Below are 20004 nucleotides of genomic sequence, written 5' to 3'. Positions count from 1 at the left end.
GATATCATCATCGATGTCAGCTCTCTCACTTCCGGACAAATCGATCAAGTTCGCTCAGCGTAGTGCTCCCGTCAGGCTCTCGAATAAGAGTAGACAAGGACTCTGGTGTTTCGACGAACACTGCTTCACCCCCATCCGAATCGAGATTGTCTCGAAGCACGTTTTGACAGTATACCTGTCCTTTACGTTGCGGTGCGGTATGGCGAGTGTGGCCGACGACTTGGGGAGGTGCATCCGGCGGCAGATGATCGAAGTCGAGCCAGACGAGTCCCGCACCCGGGGCCTTTGGGTGTCCCTTTCCGACACCGAGAACGCGATGATGGTAGTCGATGATTTGCAGCTGCATCGCCATGTCGTCTTCAGTCCCGGCAGCCTCGAGCAGTTTCGTCGCGGCATCGACGAGCGACTCGTTGACCTCCTCGACTCGATATCCCACTGGCGAACCCGCATGGACATAGGTGACGTTGTACCCGCGATAGGCCGCTACGACGTGGCCCGCCACGATCTGTTCGAGAAACAGTCGTCGATCGTCAATATCTACTTTGCCAGCGAACCACTGCGGGAATCCGAAGTGGTCGGTCGAGAGGACAATCGCCTCGTGGTTGCCAAGGGTGATTCGAACCCGTCCGAGTGGGGCTTCGTCTACGAGCCGGGCAACCATCTCAAGGACTTCCTCGTTTGCCGGCCCTCTATCGATGAGATCTCCGTTGAATACTAGCACGTAATTTTCGTCCGCCCAGTGGAGCGTTCCGTTTCTCCCGCGGACGACTATCGGCTCGATATCAGGGTGATCCGCCACCGTTAGTAGCGCGCTTCGAGCTGACTCGAGATAGCCGTGGATGTCGCTGATACTAACGATGGTCGGCGGCTCACCCTCACTGGAGACACCGTCGACGGAATCTCGAGCGGGGTGCGAGAGTCGTGTTTTGTCGGGGACATGGAGTGGCATCGTGTCTGTCTGTTCAGACTGACGGTTGATTTACTGTTCTTATTGCCGTTCTGGGATATTCAGAGCGGTTCTTTTCTGATCTCTTTTCCGGTGTGAGCATAACAAATCCCGCTTTCAGCTGCCGGAGCGACTCAGTCGCTGACCTGAAAATGCTGAAACAACGTGGACCACTCTACCAGAATCACCCGCTGTCTGCGACGTACCTCCAAAATTGGTTTGTCTCGAATCCTGACTTCCAAACCCTGTTCGAGGTACTGGGTCGACGAGACGGTGACCGACTCTCGATTAAGGAGTTGTATGTGATGTTGATTGACACCTACCCAGACACTTTCCTGAATCTGTCGTATATACACCGCAGGAAATACAAATAAAACCCAGTAAAATCATTTAGAAATTTAGGAAAAGATGTCCACTCTGTGGGAACCTATGCTGTCAGAACGGCCAACCGCTTTTCAATGTCTTCTTCGACGTAGTCTTCTACGTCGTCCATGTACGGTTCGAATTCGCCAGGTTCTGTTCGGAACTGCAGAGACTCCAAAATCGCGGTGATGAGGTGTGCTTTACGATCAACCAACTGCTTGTATGACCACCACTCATTGAAGAACTGAACAGTAGAGTGAACGTCAGAGAACTTTGTTTCGTCGGCTGGAAGGTCTATCTCAAGGAGTTGGTCGAGTTTCGTACTGGAAACATTGCCACTCGTTGAGAAGTATTGGTTCACGAGGTTATCCATGTCCTTGCTGTGCCGGAGATGGTATTCACGGAGTTTCACAGAGAACATTCGGTTCTTAATGGGAGTATTAACTTCTTCATCTAGAAGTATCATATTCCCGAGATCACGGACGAATCGTTCCTCGATTCCTTCGATGATTTGCTCAATCTCATCGTATCCGGCGTCATCCGAGGAGAGAAGATGGGCGTCCCGGTTCCGAAGATATTTAATCTGTGTTTCGATTGTATTGCGGTCGCCGTTGTCAAAGAAGCATTCAAGCCAGGCATACGGGTTCTCTTTGCCGGAGAGGAAATAGGACACCGGGAGGATGTGTTCGATGTGGACCTCGCTCGGATCCTCGCTTAGTTCTGACTTCGTGATACCAGTCTGGTTCCGTTCCCGGAAGTCTTCGTCTGCAATCTTCAGGAACAACTGCTTTGTCTGATTGTTCCGCCAGTTCTCGCTGGTTATCAAGACATCGATAAACGATTCGCCGAAAAGCTGTCGAGCAGAACTATCGATGTTCTCGACGAGAATCTCACTAATCGTATCAATATCGAATTGGTTCCCGGACTGTTCCAGTTCCCGGAACTCCTGACAAGTTTTTGGATAGGTGTCGTCCACTACCGTTGCCACCAAGTCGGAGATAGCGACTCGGAATGTGATGTTCTCTACCGTTTTCAAGACATCGCGTAGGAACGCGTCTTTACCGGGAGTTTCTGTGACGGCCTGGTAGACATACATGACGAAAGGCCGCCACTGCTTGGTTCCCAACTTGTTGAGTCGCTGTAGGATAGCTTCACACTCTTCCCGATACTCCTTTTTCAGTTCGGTGTCGTCATCGGTTAGGTCTGCAGTCACAATCTCCCGGTACCGGCCAGCGTAGTTTTCGAGTTCCTCGAGGAAGTCACGGGCCTGTCCTGGATTCGCCAATCGGGACTTGATATCGTGCCGCCCGATTTGCTTCAGTCGGAACGCTTCAAGCATGTTGCTGCGGGCATCAGTCACGGTCTCGAACGATTTCTCAGTCGCAGCCAAGTAATGGGCGAGGAAGTCTTCAACATCGTCTGAATCACCCCCGAAATCTCTTACCACGTTTTCCCAGCGTTGAATCTGTTTGTCGCTGTCGGACTCACCCTGGAACCGACCGACGATTCGAGCCCGGACCTTGTCCATATTGGAGAGTTCCACACCACGGTCGTTCAGTGATTGGAAGACTTCGATTCGCAACTCCTGGTTATCAGTCTGGAAGATACATTCGGAGACACGAAGCGACCGGAGAGTATAGTGTGCGAGGTTGAGCAGGGCCTTAACCTGCTTCTCCGGCGTATCGAACTCGTCACGGTCGGCAAACTCGCCGACTTTCTTGTGATAGTATTCGTCGGCCTGCACCAGCCGCCGATGTGAGTCTCCAAAATAACGGAAAGAATCCAGAACGTCACTATCCGCCAGTTCCTCATCGTTGTTGTACACTTCTTCAGGAATGCCAACCTCGTCGAAGAGTTCACCGAGGCGAATGGCATTTTGTTTGCGACCGTCGTACTGGTCCATTCGTTTCAGGGTCTGGACCTTCTTCTGATGATCTTGGAACAGCAACTCGAAAACCACATCGTCGTGTTTGTTGAGTTCCAAAAATGGCGTTTCAGTCGGTCCTTTCCGCCGATACAGCAATTCATCGAGGTAGTCCTTACAGATATGTTCAGCGTATGACTGGAGCTGACCGTCAATCAACAACTGCTTCTCTTCGAGGTGCTCCTTGATATTCTTTAGAAGGATGGAAACCGTGGAAAGGCGCTGCTGGCCGTCGATAACCTCATATACCTCGCCCTGTGAAGACCGGGCAATATACACGGTTCCGAAGTATGTGTCCACCGGAAGTTGTCCAGATTTCGGTTGCAGCGTGAGAATGGAGAGAAGGGTATCCCAGAGTTCGTCGTGTTGATCTTCTTCCCACGAGTAGTTCCGCTGGTATTCTGGAACTTCGAACCGTTCGCCGTCGGTCACACGTAGGAGCGACCGATTTTTTAACTCAATATCCTGATCAAGTGATCGGATGAACTGTGTACTGTCAACAAAGTCTAAGTCCTCGTACATGTCTCGATAGTCGGTCGGATCATAGTCGATGATCCCAGTTCCGTCTGGATCACCAGGGTACAGAAAAACGCGAGTACCACAGAGGGATGTATCATCTGAGTCTTCCATGTGGACACAACAGTATCTGATATACCTCAATATTTCGATAGTAGAATATTATAGAAATTGATTTAAATTAAATCAATCGACTGCTAGTCCAGTGGTGAAAGCGGATGGTGTTCTAGTTCTGCTAACCGGTCAGTGACGGTAACAATATCCACGACATGCCTGTTGTCTTGCTGATATATTATTTGGTTATTCTGCAAATCAAGTTTAATATCACCGCCGTGGTAGCCGTGGCGTTCGTATTCGCGGAGCACATCAATGTCACCGTAGGTCCAGCATAGAATTACATCGGCCGAACTTAGTGGATAATCATTCTCGAAATGGTGAGTAAGTTCAACGTAGACATGGCTGGTGCACAGTGTGTCGTCCACTTGTAATATGGCTGGGACTTCGTGATCCGCTTTGTACTCTTTGACAGTAATCTCCATGTCTGCATCGCGGTTCGACCGTTCTAATGCCAATAGGACTTCGGTGCGGTTCGTGGGTGTAAATTGATCACCAGGATTGATAGCCTGTAACCGTTCTTCAAGCGAGGCGGTCTGGGACTTTGCACGGCGGCGCAGCTGTGCTCGTTTCCGCGTCTCTAGGTAGTTTTCTTTGAACCAGGGGTCTTCCGCAATTTTCGTCATATAGTGTTTCAGTTCTTGTTTGAGCGTTTTGTACAGTGAGCTAGCTTTGTTCCGGACTTTTCCACGATTTGCCGATAGCTCTAGGTCCTGACAGTTTGCAATAAAGAAAAAGTGTATAAACTCGTTATCGTGCGACAATACCTCATTGAGCTGTTCAACTTTGATATGATCTTTCGCCAGCCAGACCCCGAACTGGACGGAATGCCGGCCATATGTGGGGAGTTCGTTCCGGGCAGCCTTCCCGCCGATCATGCCCACAATTTCCACGGTTGACGTGCCTTCGTCGTGCTCAAATGTGATTTCACGCGCGGGATAATGCTTGCACATGCGCGTAGCCGGGAAGTCACCAGTAGACGGTCGGAGTTGCTCGCTTGGGAACGTGAGTTGGTTCGTGGTGGTGAGTTGCTCCTGGGTATCGTCAATCCCGTTGTCCAGGTTGACCACGACATCCATCTCGCGTTGATTGGCATTAAAGTAGTGTGCGGTCGAGCCGGCAATCGTTTTCCACTTCAAATAGTGGTGGATCTTGTCGTATGTCAGTGATTTCGGGTCGAACCCTTCGCCAGACCGGAAGCCAGTGATCTGGATCCGGGTTCCGGTATTTCCTGGCCGTGTTTCCGCTTCTGTGACTTCATACTCTGGAAGCGTCTTGTCGTTGAGTCTCTCCCAAGGCCGGTCCATTTCGGCGTGGAAGTTCAAGCCGTTGTGAGCCGTATCGACAACGATCCGATCACTTTTGTAGAAAATTTTCGTGCCATGACCTTTGTGGCCAATCGAGTCTGTTTTCCGGGAGTTCCCGAGATCAAAGAAGGACTTGAGATCCTGCTGGGACATGCCGTGTCCGTCGTCCTCAATGATTATATCGGAGCCAGCCCCGGTGTTGCGGATTGTAATCACGACCTCCGTGGCGCCGGCATCGTAGGAGTTCGACAGTGATTCGCGGATAATCTCGAGCGGATCTTCAAAGTCGCTGGCAATTTCGAGAAATTCCTGTACCTCATTGACTTCTGGATGTTGTTTCATGGTTAGAAGTACCCTCCAAGTGATTGATTGACGACTCGGTGTGTTTGCTTGCGGATTGGGTCACGGCGGCCTACGGTCTCATCTAGATAGTTAATCAGTGGGTCAGTCCCGCCCTGTCTGATGCGCTGTCGAAGTTCAGTAATTTCCTGTGTATGCACGATGAGATTGTGCATGGCGACCGGGCCGAGAACATCCTTCTGGTATTCGGTGTTTCCCTGCATTCGGTCGACGAGCATGGGGGTCGAGCAGACCGGACAGTCACATTGGGTAAAGTCGACGTCGTCCAGGGGAATGTGCTCGGTAAGATTCACGGCGTATTTTTTGTTAATCGCGTTCTGGAGGTAAGTGGTGGCATCGAACGTGTCGGCACCGGCGGCAATGAGCAGCGGGATGGACCCGCTGCCAATCCCAAGGACGTGCAGCGGAAGGTCATTAAGGCCGCGTTCGGCCATAACTTCTCTACAGTCCATGACCGCGGTGATCAATGTCTCTTTGTTATCTTTTTTAGGAACTAAGCTACCGAGTGCGATTCCGTCGAACAGGGTGGCAATGTCGATGTTCCCAAACCGGGACTGGACGTGGTCGAAGAACCGATCGAGCATCGAGTAGTTGTAGCCGTGGACCGTGAGGTACCGGGCACCGGGATAGTCGTATGTAAGTCGGGCAAATTCAACCGCGTTTTCTGCAGTGAGTTTTGCCTTTTTTTGCCGGTCTTCGAATGTATCGCTGGGGGTTATCGGCCGGTCTAGATTGACGATAATGTCGCCGCCCAACTGTTTTTGGATCCGAAACGCTTCGCGTTGATCGATATCGATTTCGAAATCACTACCGTCGAGCCCATCGCTGTGTAAGAATTTGTATCCACCAGAATCAACGAATATCAGGCCGTCATAGGCTAGAAACGTGTCTCGTTCCTTGATAGGCTCGGAGACGTAATCTTCGAACCGCTCGCGGTTAATGCCGTAATCGGTGAGGGCGGCAATAGACGTCATTGTGCCCTGGAAATACTGGTCGTATGTGCCGCCGCCGATCGCTTCGTCACCAAGCATGAATTCTTTGACTGTCCGGTGGATACCGCCGCCGAACACGCTGGCATCCGTTCCACCCCCGTAGAAGCTCAAGACAGGGAAAAAAGTCGGCGTATCGAGGGCAATTCCATTAATGGTGAGCAAGCCGGCACGGGCATCACCTGCTGTTGCCTCTTCTTGGAATGAAACAGATTCAGTCTGCTTGAGTTGAGGCATTCTTCACCCCCATTTCAAGTGATGCATAGTTCCCACGGACGACCTGCTTGAGCATCTGTCCTTTGTACCCAATCCCGTCGCCATCGATAAATGCGGTCGAAGCATCAAGATCGGACAGATCGCCAATCGCGCTTTTGTATACCGATCCGAGGTTGAAGACGACATAATCGTACTTGTGGGAGACAACCCTTGTCTTCAACTCTTCCGTGACCGCCGACTGGAGTGTTGCTGCGCGATTCGCATCCATCTGGCGATCGTAGTAGCAAATTCGGTCGGTCGAATCGATTAGCCCGTGTTTGGCCGAAAGGATGCACAGATCAATTTGGTTATCAAACTCGCCTTCACGTATCGCTTTCTTGATAATTTTGAAGAAGTATCCCGTATACAATTCAAGAGGTTCAACCGGTTCAGAAGGCCGGTCTTTGGACTTTGAACAGGACTGTACCAGCAGTATCGACATGGCTTCTTCTTTCGACCGTGTAACCTTATAACTTGCCACGTCTCGAAGAAGCAAACGCCTGTATAGTGAACGCTGCCAGTCAAACGCTATATCGGCCGTTCAGTATTTGAGTTCGGATGCGCGTGACCCAGAGTTAGACACCTATCCTTATAAGCAATATATTATATTCAATATATGAGACAAATGTGGGTCAGATGAAAGAAAAAGAAAATTACTCAAAAGAATCAATTGTTGATTGATTTGGAGGTAGGCTATTTTCGAGCCAGTCCATCTGATCGAATAATTGCTTCCCCTCAAACGGCCACTGGACTGCGGGTGCTGCTTGGTCGAGTCCGCCACGAATCGGGGTAAAATAGTCTCTGCCAGCAAGGACGACAACCGCATTGAAGTCGTCGAGCAGAGGTCGTAAATCAGTCATAACGTCTTCGGCCCATCGACGGGTTTCCGTGTCATCCAGGTCGACCAGAGCAGTGTCATACGGTTCCAAGACTTCGTCAGGATGAACCAGTCCGTGTTCGGCGGATAGGATACGCCATGCATGGCAGCCTTCTGCCCACTGCCGCTTTTTGATGAAATAGGAGGAGATGTAGAGGGCTTTCGCTGCTGTGGGTTGTTTTCGTTTCTTACTTCCACATCCGACGAGCGCCAAAACTCTATCAGTCATCTGATCATTTATAGTCTGTCAGGCTTTTCTGCTCAGTATTAAACTCTGTGTTTAACTCTGTGAGGCGGTGAGTGGCTTGGAGGAGAATCCCAAACTCGAACCAGCCAGCAACTGAGTTCCGCATCTGACCTTCCACTAACCCAAACGACTGTTTTTGCCAGTGCTTGTCGAGGAGACCCTCGTTGAGGATTGCCTGTGAGGGGCCGCTGTTATCGACAGAATCGATCAGGTTGGGATTCTTTCGAAGTTCCTCCACTAAGGTGTCCGAGAGTCCCCAGCCTAGTCCGTGTAGCACCGGTTCGTCACCAACCTCGTCTCGAAGGGCCTTGGCTTCACTGATCCGCTTTTTTGGACCTGCATCTTTGAGTCCACCTAGCATATACCGTTCCTCAAGATGAGATGACTTTACGATGTCTCGAATCTCTTGGATGTGAACTGCGTATGGCGACTGTAACGGGATATATGCAGGGGGATGACGGCTTGGGTCGTGAAGTTCGACGAACTCCCGGATGCTTTTCGTGGTCGCGTCGGTATGGTTTGACGCACCGGTCAGCTCCCCCATATCGAATTCTTGGTGATCATAGAGGTGAAACGGGAGATAGTCTTTCGCTACGACAGCAGTCGCATCTTTTTTAATAGCTTCTTCGAGAATATCTTGGTTTGTCACTTTTGGGTTGGTAATATTAGAATCAAGGACACGGTGTTGACTCCGCCAGAACGATGCTGGTGCGCATTCACCGGACTTCTGAAGGCGATATGGCCAGGGATGTTTAAGTGAAGAAGCGGCGTATATATCTACCGGGCATTTCTCCAATATCATTTCCAGTCGCTGAAAGTATCCCAAAATCAGCTTCGGGTCAAAATGTTCCAGATCATTGGGATGCGCGTGGAAGTCTTCGACTTCCTCCGCGATCGCACCAATCTCAGGGTGCTTTGCCATGGGACAGAATATAGACCAGTCGGTTAAGCCGTTTGGGTTCTCAAACGAAGGTGATGAGAACTAACCACAAGCAAAGATACAGCGCAGGTACTTGAAGACAGACCGATGCTGACCGCGCTGATAGCGTAATGATGGCGACGGATTTAGCTCATGTCTCCGACATCTCCTCCGTATAGAATACTTTTTGATCCGGTGCTTCTGCACCAAGACACTCCTCGGCAGACCAAAGCTCACTCGCGTCAAGTTCTTCATCGGGGAACGCTTCGCCAACTTCTCTGATCCGAGAACAATTTTGAGTAACACGTTCGACGAGGACATAGTTCTCATCAGTGACAGCCAATTACTCGCGTAGTTGGCGACGGTAACATCCAGTTGCCCGAGTGCGCTTGAGGTCATATTACCCTCGTTGCGCATTGTCTCGAGGGTGTTTTCATCGACTAGATGCATCCACTCTACTCGCTGTCTTACCACGCTTGAGGAGGACATCATAAAATTCTGAACTAGACCCCTATGCAACTATCTTGTTCTTGCGCTAACAATGTTCCCAGTACTCACCGCTCCAGAACTGCGGATTTTCCACAAAGTGACTGTACTCGCCAATTTCGGTAAAGATGACAACGCCAGGTCTATCGCCACCCTCCGCTGCGTACGCTGCTTCGTCGATTGCTTTCTCTTTGCTACTGTACTGATAGACAATTTCACCGTTTTTGCCGATGCGAACAACCCACTTGTCGTTGTCCTGATCGAGCTTAACGGTGAATGGAGTTTTGCTGACCATTGTCTTGTTTTATATTGCATTCTGTTGAATTTTATACTTTTGAACCGAACTCGAGAAGACTTCCGCCCCTTGGCGGGTCTTAAAAACACATCGACACTGAGATATGATAGTGATTCGGCTGAGATCGTGGACCAGTTTGTCGCGTGGTGCGAGGTTGATTCGTTCGATACCTGCCGATTGTTCGCACTCACACCATCTGCTCAAGCGCGACGACAAGAGTTTCGACGAGGAGTCGACCACCGTCGGTGCATGGGATTCGAACACAGCCGAATAGGTCCGCGACGCTATTGATCGATCACGAGAGAGCTTCGAGCGATGATATTTCTCGATTCGTCGGTTATCGTCGATATGCTCGAGGGCGTCGATGAAACCGTTGCGTTCATCGAATCACAGGACGAACCGTATCTCACATCGGCGATCTGTGTCTACGAAGTTCTTGCTGGAACGCTCGGCAGCGGCGAAACCGATGTGCGTGCAGAACGGCAGCACTTCGGTGGCATCTATTCCATCGAACTCAACGAGGGTATCGCGCTCGAGGCAGCTCGGCTGCAAGATGAACTTCTCACCGATGGTGAACGGATGACCGTTCGAAATCTCATGATCGCGGCGACTGCTCGCTCGACTGGTGATATTCTTGTCGTTGCGGATTCTGATTTTCAGACCGACGCCCTCGAGTCGAAAATGCGAGTGACGAATCTTCACGACGACTGATGAAGACAACTCGTCGAACTGAGATGGTGGAGCATTTGTCGGAAACACAGTTTGATGACGCGATTAATGAAGCCCAGAAAGCGGACGAGACCCATCTCGTCCGACGACTCTGCTTCATCAAGAACGTCTCTCTCGGTGACACCGACAAGATGGCTGCACGACGTGTCGGTGTGTCCCAACCAACTGGCGGACGCTGGCTTAACGCCTCGAACGAAGGCAGAGTCGACGGACTTCGGCCGAGTTTCGCGGGACGGCCGCCCGCGAAGCTCTCCTCTGAAGAGTTTGACGAGTTGGCTCTGGTGAATCGCTAGCTTGCGGCGCCCTCCGGTGAGAAATCACCTCGCTCGAGGCGTCACGCTGGAACGATCGTGACTGCATCCTTGAGGAAGCCGGTGGTAACGAACCAAGTGACCGATCTCAGGAAGACAGTGAGACACTACATCCCGATGCTGTATGGCGATTCACCAAAGCCGACTTACTACAAGTCCGTTTGGGATAACCAATAAATCGGATGCTTCCTCAGAGGAGTCGTAGGAGCAACTCGTCTCAGTACTCTGTTCTGCTGATCAGATACTGAGCGAAAGTTCCCCTTCGACGAATGCCTCCGAATCCTCGTAGGTGTTCTCCACGACCCGTGCGGATTCGATATTGTGGCTCACACCGCTCCATGTGATATTGGCAGAGCCCATGTACACGAGATCGTCAGTGACGACCAATTTCGCATGGAGGTCCTCGATCATGCGGGTCTCGGTTTCGTCGCTTAGCCGGTCGATGAAATACTCGTTATACGAATCCGTATTCGTGAAGACGGTACAGTCGACGTCGGAGAACATGTTTATTGTCTGGATCAGGCCCATCGTATCCGAGGAGACTCGGTCGCTGTTCGGGAATTCGATATCGATGTCGCTGATCCAGGGCGAAATGAGAACGACTCGTTCCGCCCTCAGGAAGCTCATCCCGATGAAATACGGGATTGACTCAGAAGGAAGGGAAAATGACCTCTCCATTCTCCTCACTTGCCCACAGTTGTTCTCGCTCCAGAATCTCGCCGCCGTCTTCCTCTATCGGGACGGATTCCAGAATGTCTCCCCGGAGCTCTTCGAGAATAATGTAGCTAAGCGTTTCAGATTGTTCTGCGTTAAACAGGGTCGTATTCAGATGGAGATTTGCCGCACACCCGTCTGCATCAGGAGAGACGAGAAGGTTCCGTACCGTGCTGTTCTCTACCTCATCAGTTATTTCCTCGAATCTGTCGGGGAGATTGTCTAGAATCTCATCTGGATCAGTTCCGTTCATCCGCTCGACCGCGACTTCGTGCTTGAGTTCGTAGAGCAACTCATGATCCTCCACGTCTGCTTCGTCGGCAAGGTTATCTATCTTATCGAAGGTAGAGAGCAATTCTTCGGCGATACGATCAACTACCTGTTCACTCGTAATCTCCAGAATTTCGGTTACGACTGCTGCTCGGTCATCGGTAGATTTCTGATTGATGCTCGTGACTTCGTCGACGAATTCGGGGGATGCACAGAGTTGCTCAACCTCAAGTTGACTGTTGTAGAGTAGGCGGTTCATCGAGGTCAGGATTTCTCGCGGATTAGTCTGTAGCGTTTCAAAGAAGAGGTCTACGATCCCCTGTCCGCCCTCAGCTTGCTCAAACGCGAATACCGAATAGTCCTCGTCAGTCTGGTCGTATCCGTGGAGTAGTTCTTCAGAGTTCACACCGCTGACGTCGGATATCAGGATCCGCAAGAACTGTGCTGCAGTGTTGAGTGCGACTTCTTCGAAGGTCACTTCATCGAGTTCCTTGTGCTGCTCAACTTCGGCACGGATGTCTTCTCCGAGTGCTTCCATGAACTCGGTAAGATCCCAAGTGATACCCCTGGTGTCTAACACGAATCCAAGTTTTGGATCCGTGCTTTCCAGAAGGCGATGCTCACGATTACCGTCGAAGCGAATCTCATCGGTCTCCTCGTGATAGTAGGTATGGGAGATCTCGAGCGTGACCGCTTCCAATGTCGCCTGCGCATTTACATCTCCGAGTTCAAGCCCATCTTCTGTTTCCGAGTCACCCACATGTGTCATCTCAGTATTGACGTGGGGCTCGGAGTGAATCCGGCCTCGCTCTTCGTTCGCTCTTGGAGGCACAGAGTGATAATCGTTGAAAATATTGTATTGCTCCGAATCGTAGTAGACCACGCCCAAGCTCCTGTTATCAGTCACGTCGTTGAATGATTCCGCCTGAATCCGCTCGGGAATCTTCACCGAGTCCTCGACTCGTCCCTCGACGGAACTGAAGTCCATCTTCATGTCACCGTCTACTTCACGCACGTCAGGAACGAAAGCCTGCATCTCGCCTGTACGGGAGAGATATTCCGTTTTGAATGGCGCATACTGGTTGATTATCCGCTCAAGCGGGATTTGCTTATCCGACTCATGTCGGTTAGTGGACTCGAGTGTGAACGATTTCCCACCGCCACCGAAGTAGTCCTCCGGAAAGTAGTCGATGCCAACAGATTCGTGATCGTCAGCCAAGCGGAGACACTGATCGAAGAAGAACGCAGCTCGGAACATTTCCTTCATGTGGAAGAGGCTCCCATGCGGGGCATCTGTTCGCGATGTCACGTAGGACTGCACTTCATCAGCAGCCCTAGAGAGATAATGGAGAATTTTCCGTTCTCTCTGTTGCCGCTCAATAGTTCCATCCTGTACTGCTGTCTCTATATTCCTTAGACTGCTTTGGATGTCTTGAATTATGGTGAGGTCCGGGTGTTCACCTTCTATCTCCCCCATCAGCCCTTGTAGAACCATCAACTTGTTGGGAACTGTGAAATACGCATCCAACCGGCCCTCTAGGTCTTGGGAATCACCCTCGTCGATAAGGTCACGTGTCTCTGAAATCTTTTCTTGAATATTTTCCGTCCCATCGTGGTCCTCGATTGTCTCTTCGAACTGCGAGAGGAGGTCGAGCGTCGTATCCGAAATCCGATCCAGCAATCCATTTACTGGATCATCTCCCCGAATGACACGCGCGGTGTCTTCCTCGCCGATCAGAGTTCGAATCTCCTCTATCTCCTCCTCTAATTCTGTCTCTTTTTCTTCAAGCGCTTCATCCAACGCCTCCAAACCGCTCTCTGTAAGAAGAGTCTCTGTGTCTGGCCGGAAATCAGCCACAGAAAACACTGTGCTCTTCGTTGAAGTCAAGAAGTCGTAGAAGTCTTCAGCCCCAAGGTTTTCGGAGAACAACTGCTCAAGTACATCGATCTCTACCTGGTCGTTATCCCACCAATCGTACCGATGACGCTGATAAATCTCGTCGAACTCCTCATAGAAGGCCAACGCCATATCATGGACATTGTCGATAACATCGTTGTCCGTCCGTAAGGGCGTAGTAATCTCTGAATTCAGGAACCGATCCGCACGGTAGTAGAAATTCGAGTCTCCGGCGTAACTCGATAGGAATGTTACAGCGTACGCATCTGTGTTTTTCTCCCGGCCCGCACGTCCAACCCGCTGTACGAATGACGATAGCCCACCCAATGGTTCTCGGTATTGGGTTACGATTTCAATATCCTCGATGTCAATCCCTACCTCAAGTGAGGATGTACTCTGGATTATCTCCATCTCATCTAGATCACTGATGGACGTATCGGAATCGGCATGGAAGACACCCATATTGAGAGGCTGGTCCACGAAGTTGTGATCCGTATTTTGAGCGACGTTACGATAGTCATCGTCTGAGTCACCGCCGGCAAATTGAGGGCTCTCCCCGTCGTGGTACTCCCAGAGCCGGTCGTTCTCATCCGCGTCGTTGAACTGATCTCTTCGCTGGTTTATCTGGCTTTTACTGTCGATAAACGAGAGAATCTTGGCCATCTCTCCATCCTCGCCGAGTTGCGGCGGGTCGAGCATCCCGTGACCAAGCAGCATCATCTGCTGAATGTACATCGAGGCTGCCCCGCCACCTTCCTCATTACTGAGGAGGAAGAAATGGTTGCGATAGTCACCACTATCATCCTGATAATCGGCTTCTGTGGGCTGAACCGTGTCAAATTCTCCAGAATCAGTCAGACCGAAGAGTTTCTGCCCGAAGCGTTGCGGATTCGCAAGTGTTGCACTGACTCCGAGGAAAAGCAATGGGTCATCACGGACTGATTTGACATTCCGGATGACGTTCGCAGCATGTGAGCCCTGCAACCCATCGTACTGGTGAACCTCATCTAACACAAGTGCATCCGCGTTCTGGATGATATCGTAATTCGGCTTGAGACTGAAGAGTTCCAAAGACTCCAGCGTGGTCAGAAGTATATCTGGAGGATTGTTTTTGATATCTTCTTTCGCAAATACGAATTCATCCATCGAAATGGATACATCATCATTGAATATTTCTTCCCCATTATGAGAGATGTAAAGATCATCCTCATCAGAGTCACTGTCCCAGTAGTCCGCGAGAGTAAACACCAACCGATCGTTCTGATCTTCCCTAACTCCTGTTTTCGACGTATTCGTAACGTCAGACTCATCGAATGGCTGACCGCTGATCCACGTTCCTACGGAAAATGTTGAGTCGTATTCGTCGGATTCCTTTATTTCGTATAATCGCTTGAGGATTCCGCTGAGTTGGTCCCGTAGAAGGGCTCTCCGAGGGAATGCGAGGATAGCTGTAGAGAAATCGGAATCATTCAGAACTTTATCATAAACTGGTCCCATGAACGCCCATGTCTTCCCAAATCCGGTTGGGGCCGAGAGATTCACCCCTCGATGCTCACCTTCTGACCTTCGCTCTTGATCGAGTTGATAAATCCGGTCCCAACTGCGGAGTTGGAACTCTAGCGCCTTGGGACCTTCCTCTTCTCCATCGTCTTCGTTGTCAAGTATCTCGATAATCCGTCTAGCTTTTTCCAGGTCATAATCGTCGTACTCACTCAGTGCTGAAAGGTCCCGACGCGGTATCTCCTGGCGGGTGAATTTCAGAGACTCAGTCAGGTAGTCCGCATCGTCGTCATCCGGTCCAGACACCTGTCTATTGTGCAAAAGACCGCGAATTATGGCCTCTATCGAATCATCACCGGTAATATCGCTAAATCTCTCGAACTCGGAACTCCGGTCAGCGAACCGCACCGACTCGTCATCTTGATTGTCTTCTGAAGACACGCTATATCTGTACAGGGGAGAGATAATAATAATTTGGACGTCACTAACGACCTGTTCCATCTGAAGAACTCAGTTGCGCTTCACGCACCGAAGAATGAGCGTTTGGCGATCCGCGAGCGGATCGACCAAATGCTCGAGAACCTCACGAAGGAGGCGTGGCGCTTAGAGCAACAGGACTCTCCAAAAGCAACGGCACACCTCCGAAAATGGGCACAAGCAACCGTGACGTTCGCCGAACTCGCACTCGAGGGACAAGAGATCCCATGGACATCGAACGTGGTTGAACGAGCCATGGGAGAAATCTCGAAGCGGTGTAAAAACCAGTGGATGCGATGGACAGAATCCGACTTAGAATCGCTCCTCTGGCTCACTCTCGTGAGATATGACGACCCTGAGCAGTTCGCGGCGGTCGCTGACGAACTGCTCGAGCGATCAGCCAAAACAGCCATCACAATGGAGGTGTCAGTTGACGCTAAGAGGCGAATTCTAGACGAGTTTGTGACGGGACCAAAAAATTACAGCGCCCCTCCCCCAGCTCCGCACATGGATTTCCAGTTGAAGCACATGAAACAGGGGTTCGATAGATATAGAGTAGGCGGTGGTGCAGAACTGTTCTCAAGGACTAACGCATCGGATATCGGAGATCACCGTCTTCATATACTCAACCCAATCTCGAATACCGTATCATGTTCTGTGATGGTGAAATGTTCCCATCCGGAAAATCGAGTTCTGGCAGCTCAAGGCGTGTGAAGACTTCTGCACCACCGCCATAGAGTATTAAAGAAAGCTCACTCAGCGATTAGGCAACTGGATGATCAAGCGACTCAAGTTTCTCAATGAGTTCTTGATTGAATCTGGATTTGTTTTTCCGTGATGGGCACGCCGATGGCAGTTTGGGCAGATTGCAATAACGTTCTCTGGTTCGTCAGGTCCCCCGTCGCTGAGTCTATGAACGTGATGAACCTCGAGGAAGGACTCGCCATGTTGGTCCTCAAAGGACGCAGGATTACCACAGCCTTGGCAAGTTCCATTAGCCCACTCTTTCGCATATTGCTTGACGAGTTCCGACCGGTGCTGGTTTTCTGCTGGAGAGTTGACTGACCCAGAGGGTTGGTTCTCCTCTGTTCTAGAGGTCGATGTATTCTGTGATCTGTTATCTTCAGAGGCGCGCTGATACAATTCTTGGGTAGACAGTGAATCAGGGCTCGGTTCCGAATGGAGATTTTCAGCGATTTGGCTATCAGCACGAACTCCTTCGATCCGATGAAGAAGGTCAATTATTCGGCGAGCGTTCTCACCTGCAACATTCCAGAGATTGATGTCGTGAAGTTCGTAACCAATTATACTGTCAATCTCATTGAGAGTGAGCATTCCTTCCCTTAGACAATCGATTTCTTGTTGGACCTGCTCTTGATTTTTGTTTATTTGGTGTTCGTCCTCAATCCGTTCTACAGAACCGTGCCAGTATGTCTCTTTGAAGAAAAGCAACCAAGGATAGCGATTTACTCCATCCTCTACCTCATCTGGCCAAAGTGGTTTATCCTTCTCAGACTTACGTCCAATTACACCATATCCGATTATTCCCCATTCTTTGCTACCATTGGATTCGCGGTATGTCCGAAAAAGGATGACATCCCCAATAGATAATTCGTTGTACCGATCTTCTAACCCTTCTCGCATTCCCCATATGCTATGACGGTAGGCTGTGAGCCAGTTTTCGGAATTTCCCATTGCTTGTTTGAATGTTGGGCTCGAATTAGCGGTCGACAACACTTGATCAGCACTAGCTTCGTTCAGATTTACCATTCTGATAAGCTGGAAGAAGACTAACTTGATTAATTTTCCGACAGGTACTCCAGGATGCCCCTAAGGGGGGAGGGTAATTGCGCGGCGCGCAGAGCGCGCGCCGCGCTAGCGAAAAATTGGACTGGTGGATACAGGACCTCACGCTAGGGTAGACCCACTGGTAGCCCATGCCGGGGACTTCGATAACCCGCCTTGTCGAGTCTGCTTAGAAGGGGTGCGTACATTCAAATGGGATAACTGGCCCAGACAGAGCGATGCGTCATCCCCAAGACGATCTATTGATCGTATATGCACTGCTCCAACTTGCCCGTAGCCTCGAGGAGGATTGTGACATCGAAGATCCAATGGAAGAACACGCATACGACTTGGCAGATAAAATTGCGAATCAACATGGACTCACCCTTCTGGAGGTGCCCCAACAACTCGAACTGAGAAAAGAAGCGCATTGCTGGGACGAAGATTGTGGCTAAGTCCAAGGTCCCAAATCAACCTCCCCGCATTCGCACTGTTCCCAAGAGTACAGAAACAAAAAATCACACAGTACCATATGTGAATGAGATGTTCTATGACACCCTCATATCCCAAGGAACGTTAACCGTTGGGACTCCAAGGGTTCGAAGTCTTGAACCAAAGACGCTCAGTCATCACGAATAGGACATTTCGGAGGATTGTCCTTGATCGGTAAAGCTCAAGATTAATATACGGCTGTTTTCTCCATCTATAGATATGATTGGTACATATGTTTCTGGACCATTAACACGCTTGATGTTTGGTTGACCAGTCATTGCCTTAAAATTACGATTATCTACACTATATAGAACATCTCCGAGTAAGGACGGGTCAAGCTCAGTAAGAAGCGTTAGTAGGCCTTCGTGAGATAAATAAATGTCATAGTTAAAATCCTCTGGCGGATCGGTGATCTTCATGAGGTTGTCGCTCGGGAGCACGATCGTTCTTCGCTCACTCCAGCATTTGAAATTACTGTCAGGCTTGCTATCGAAGCGGGCGATCTGATCTAGAGACCTTTCAGTGAACCACTCATCTAAGATCTCCATACTGTCAATTACATCCGTTCGATCGAGGATCTCGATCTCGTACGGGGCATCTACATCCTTTGCTAGTCCCTGATTTATGTTTTGATTCGTAATATACACTAGCTTATCAATTCTATCAGCATATTCATTCTCTTCTTGCAAATAGTCATTCACCTTATCAATATCACCCTTAATTTTTGATTCAGTTCCATCCTTTTGTTTTGTAAACTCGAAATAAACCAATTCATTATTGATATCATAGACGGCATCTGGCCCCTTATTTGATCCTCCCTCTTTTTTTGTCCCTTGATATCCATTTACTTCAGCGACACGAACTGCAAGATTCTCAAAACTTTGCCAGTTCAATCCACTCAGCCAATCAGCTAGAAACTTCTTCCGTCGGTTCGGTTCTTTCATGATTGGATCTAACACCTATGATGAATCAATGTTAGGGTATTATACAGCGGCCCTCATGCCCATGGTAAAAGGGTCGATCATCCGTTTGAGTACTGAAAACCTCGTCTAATCCCGGAGCACTCTTCAAATAAATCGCTATACGGCGGGTGTATGAACTGTTCTATGACACCCCATTCAAGCTTGAGTTTGGCGACGACCTCCAGTAGTTCGAGGTCGTGCTCCAGAAGGCGATCCGTCGCGAACTGTCACGCCAGACCGACGAATTCGGGATTGGCTGCATGGTGCCCCCCAGGGGTTGCACGTCGACGGAATCCGTTTCCCGAATATGCACACGAACTGCGATTCGTCATGTGCACGTTATCAATTTGGAGATTCTGAAGTAGAAGATCTATCCGTGTCTATCTAGCCAACCTGCCTACGTATCGATATTGATCTTATTTGAAAAGCTGGGTTCGTGTGTACGAATTGTCTCAGAGCTGCTGCTGAGGGTGAGCAATCTTGGTACCGAACACATCAATGTCCGATCGACGACTGGAGGAGCGCGATGAATCACCGGTTTCAGATGAATCCGTTGTGGGGTCGAAGCGCACGCCCGAACGCAACGGCACACTGGTCGCACGACATTGGCAAGAATCGACTCCTGTTCCCTTCTTGCCTGCCCACTTGGCAGCCTCCCGACCCATCCAAGTGGGCTTGGGATCCTCTCGAGTCAGTCAACTCGGAGGTCGCCGTCGGTGATAGTGCAACTCATTGAGACCACCTCGTATTTGATCGACCTCGTTCGCCAGCGACCGTTCGAACGATCGGGCGTCGTCGACTATGTCTGTGACTGTCTCGTGTTTCGCTTCATCGAGCCCAGCAGCCGGCACCCGTTAGAGTGCGTCAGATGCGTCGCGGACCTAAGCGAGCGACTGTTCGCAAACCTCGAGGCCAGGGGTTGCTGGTTACTCATCGATCACGCTTCTCACAAACGGCTTCGGTTGCAAGTTCATGTGCCTCGTCGAAGTGCTCCTCGAGGAACTCGATATCTTCGCGGAGATGCTTTCGAATCCGGTTCCGCACGATTGATTCAGTTTTGTACCGGTAGTTATCCGACACGTCAGCCTCGCCGCTGATAATCTCCTTCTCGCGGTCAGTCAACAGCGCACGACCCTCCTCACTCATTACCTGAAGTGTTTTACCCGTGGCCATAAATTACCTCATGTCGTAATCTTACGCCCTTGCGTAAGTAACTCACTCAGTAGGGTATGTACTCTATCGGGTGTATACGCTATAGAGTAATAACTA

Annotated in this window: 15 protein-coding genes and 1 pseudogene; 3 read left to right on the top strand and 13 right to left on the bottom strand. The window is 50.2% G+C overall.

Annotated features, from left to right (window positions below; genetic code table 11):
- Positions 1 to 25: 25 nt before the first annotated feature.
- From ACERJA_RS12385 to ACERJA_RS12350, 8 genes are all read right to left on the bottom strand, one after another.
- Positions 26 to 949 carry a metallophosphoesterase gene (locus ACERJA_RS12385; protein WP_373608547.1) on the bottom strand — a complete coding sequence of 308 codons (924 nt, stop codon included), beginning with the start codon at positions 947 to 949 and terminating at the stop codon, positions 26 to 28.
- Positions 950 to 1373: 424 nt separating this feature from the next.
- Positions 1374 to 3863, bottom strand: coding sequence for a DUF262 domain-containing protein (locus ACERJA_RS12380; RefSeq protein WP_373608546.1), 2490 nt, complete (start codon positions 3861 to 3863; stop codon positions 1374 to 1376).
- An 83-nt stretch (positions 3864 to 3946) separates the two neighbouring features.
- Entirely contained in the window at positions 3947 to 5512 is a 1566-nt protein-coding gene (locus ACERJA_RS12375) for an ATP-binding protein (protein ID WP_373608545.1), read from the bottom strand.
- A gap of 2 nt (positions 5513 to 5514) precedes the next feature.
- The gene (locus ACERJA_RS12370; RefSeq protein WP_373608544.1) at positions 5515 to 6756 is read right to left on the bottom strand and encodes a tRNA-guanine transglycosylase; all 1242 of its coding nucleotides are present in this window, start codon (positions 6754 to 6756) and stop codon (positions 5515 to 5517) included.
- Complete coding sequence (locus ACERJA_RS12365; protein WP_373608543.1) at positions 6734 to 7216, bottom strand: DUF6884 domain-containing protein; 483 nt, start codon at positions 7214 to 7216, stop codon at positions 6734 to 6736. The genes ACERJA_RS12370 and ACERJA_RS12365 overlap by 23 nt, the downstream gene beginning before the upstream one ends.
- A gap of 211 nt (positions 7217 to 7427) precedes the next feature.
- Positions 7428 to 7880, bottom strand: a complete 453-nt coding sequence (locus tag ACERJA_RS12360) for a DUF6884 domain-containing protein (protein WP_373608541.1) — start codon at positions 7878 to 7880, stop codon at positions 7428 to 7430.
- A gap of 4 nt (positions 7881 to 7884) precedes the next feature.
- Positions 7885 to 8820, bottom strand: coding sequence for a hypothetical protein (locus ACERJA_RS12355; protein WP_373608540.1), 936 nt, complete (start codon positions 8818 to 8820; stop codon positions 7885 to 7887).
- Positions 8821 to 9352: 532 nt separating this feature from the next.
- A complete protein-coding gene (locus ACERJA_RS12350) occupies positions 9353 to 9598 on the bottom strand; it encodes a hypothetical protein (RefSeq protein WP_373608539.1) in 246 nt (81 codons plus the stop codon).
- 315 nt (positions 9599 to 9913) lie between these two features.
- Here ACERJA_RS12350 and ACERJA_RS12345 point away from each other — a divergent pair, with 315 nt between their 5' ends.
- Both ACERJA_RS12345 and ACERJA_RS12340 read left to right on the top strand, forming a co-directional pair.
- Positions 9914 to 10309 (top strand): PIN domain-containing protein, encoded by a 396-nt coding sequence (locus ACERJA_RS12345; RefSeq protein WP_373608538.1) that lies wholly within the window; start codon positions 9914 to 9916, stop codon positions 10307 to 10309.
- Positions 10309 to 10620, top strand: a complete 312-nt coding sequence (locus ACERJA_RS12340; protein ID WP_373608537.1) for a transposase — start codon at positions 10309 to 10311, stop codon at positions 10618 to 10620. The genes ACERJA_RS12345 and ACERJA_RS12340 overlap by 1 nt, the downstream gene beginning before the upstream one ends.
- 255 nt (positions 10621 to 10875) lie before the next feature.
- Here ACERJA_RS12340 and ACERJA_RS12335 read toward each other — a convergent pair whose 3' ends face one another.
- Together ACERJA_RS12335 and ACERJA_RS12330 are read right to left on the bottom strand one after the other, a co-directional pair.
- Positions 10876 to 11265 carry a phospholipase D-like domain-containing protein gene (locus ACERJA_RS12335; RefSeq protein ID WP_373608536.1) on the bottom strand — a complete coding sequence of 130 codons (390 nt, stop codon included), beginning with the start codon at positions 11263 to 11265 and terminating at the stop codon, positions 10876 to 10878.
- Positions 11266 to 11287: 22 nt separating this feature from the next.
- A complete protein-coding gene (locus ACERJA_RS12330; protein ID WP_373608535.1) occupies positions 11288 to 15460 on the bottom strand; it encodes a DEAD/DEAH box helicase in 4173 nt (1390 codons plus the stop codon).
- A gap of 39 nt (positions 15461 to 15499) precedes the next feature.
- Here ACERJA_RS12330 and ACERJA_RS12325 point away from each other — a divergent pair.
- A pseudogene (locus ACERJA_RS12325) lies at positions 15500 to 15940 on the top strand (ISH6 family transposase); the annotation flags it as partial.
- A gap of 312 nt (positions 15941 to 16252) precedes the next feature.
- Here the strand turns inward: ACERJA_RS12325 and ACERJA_RS12320 are convergent.
- From ACERJA_RS12320 to ACERJA_RS12310, 3 genes are all read right to left on the bottom strand, one after another.
- Entirely contained in the window at positions 16253 to 17266 is a 1014-nt protein-coding gene (locus ACERJA_RS12320; protein WP_373608534.1) for an HNH endonuclease, read from the bottom strand.
- Positions 17267 to 17910: 644 nt separating this feature from the next.
- On the bottom strand, positions 17911 to 18717 hold the full coding sequence (locus tag ACERJA_RS12315; RefSeq protein ID WP_373608533.1) for a hypothetical protein: 807 nt from the start codon (positions 18715 to 18717) through the stop codon (positions 17911 to 17913).
- 948 nt (positions 18718 to 19665) lie between these two features.
- Positions 19666 to 19881, bottom strand: a complete 216-nt coding sequence (locus tag ACERJA_RS12310; RefSeq protein ID WP_373608532.1) for a hypothetical protein — start codon at positions 19879 to 19881, stop codon at positions 19666 to 19668.
- Positions 19882 to 20004 lie beyond the last annotated feature (123 nt).

The sequence above is a fragment of the Natronorubrum sp. A-ect3 genome, assembly GCF_041821125.1.
Taxonomy (GTDB): Archaea; Halobacteriota; Halobacteria; order Halobacteriales; family Natrialbaceae; genus Natronorubrum; species Natronorubrum bangense.
The sequence above is the reverse complement of the archived record's forward strand: the minus strand, read 5'-3'. Positions and strand labels throughout refer to the sequence as shown.

What these genes read in the sequence shown, in the direction of transcription:
- ACERJA_RS12385 (WP_373608547.1), bottom strand. Translation starts at nt 949, where the DNA reads ATGCCACTCCATGTCCCCGACAAAACACGACTCTCGCACCCCGCTCGA.
- ACERJA_RS12345 (WP_373608538.1), top strand. Translation starts at nt 9,914, where the DNA reads ATGATATTTCTCGATTCGTCGGTTATCGTCGATATGCTCGAGGGCGTC.
- ACERJA_RS12380 (WP_373608546.1), bottom strand. Translation starts at nt 3,863, where the DNA reads ATGGAAGACTCAGATGATACATCCCTCTGTGGTACTCGCGTTTTTCTG.
- ACERJA_RS12340 (WP_373608537.1), top strand. Translation starts at nt 10,309, where the DNA reads ATGAAGACAACTCGTCGAACTGAGATGGTGGAGCATTTGTCGGAAACA.
- ACERJA_RS12360 (WP_373608541.1), bottom strand. Translation starts at nt 7,880, where the DNA reads ATGACTGATAGAGTTTTGGCGCTCGTCGGATGTGGAAGTAAGAAACGA.
- ACERJA_RS12355 (WP_373608540.1), bottom strand. Translation starts at nt 8,820, where the DNA reads ATGGCAAAGCACCCTGAGATTGGTGCGATCGCGGAGGAAGTCGAAGAC.
- ACERJA_RS12315 (WP_373608533.1), bottom strand. Translation starts at nt 18,717, where the DNA reads ATGAAAGAACCGAACCGACGGAAGAAGTTTCTAGCTGATTGGCTGAGT.
- ACERJA_RS12375 (WP_373608545.1), bottom strand. Translation starts at nt 5,512, where the DNA reads ATGAAACAACATCCAGAAGTCAATGAGGTACAGGAATTTCTCGAAATT.
- ACERJA_RS12350 (WP_373608539.1), bottom strand. Translation starts at nt 9,598, where the DNA reads ATGGTCAGCAAAACTCCATTCACCGTTAAGCTCGATCAGGACAACGAC.
- ACERJA_RS12335 (WP_373608536.1), bottom strand. Translation starts at nt 11,265, where the DNA reads ATGAGCTTCCTGAGGGCGGAACGAGTCGTTCTCATTTCGCCCTGGATC.
- ACERJA_RS12320 (WP_373608534.1), bottom strand. Translation starts at nt 17,266, where the DNA reads ATGGTAAATCTGAACGAAGCTAGTGCTGATCAAGTGTTGTCGACCGCT.
- ACERJA_RS12310 (WP_373608532.1), bottom strand. Translation starts at nt 19,881, where the DNA reads ATGAGTGAGGAGGGTCGTGCGCTGTTGACTGACCGCGAGAAGGAGATT.
- ACERJA_RS12365 (WP_373608543.1), bottom strand. Translation starts at nt 7,216, where the DNA reads ATGTCGATACTGCTGGTACAGTCCTGTTCAAAGTCCAAAGACCGGCCT.
- ACERJA_RS12370 (WP_373608544.1), bottom strand. Translation starts at nt 6,756, where the DNA reads ATGCCTCAACTCAAGCAGACTGAATCTGTTTCATTCCAAGAAGAGGCA.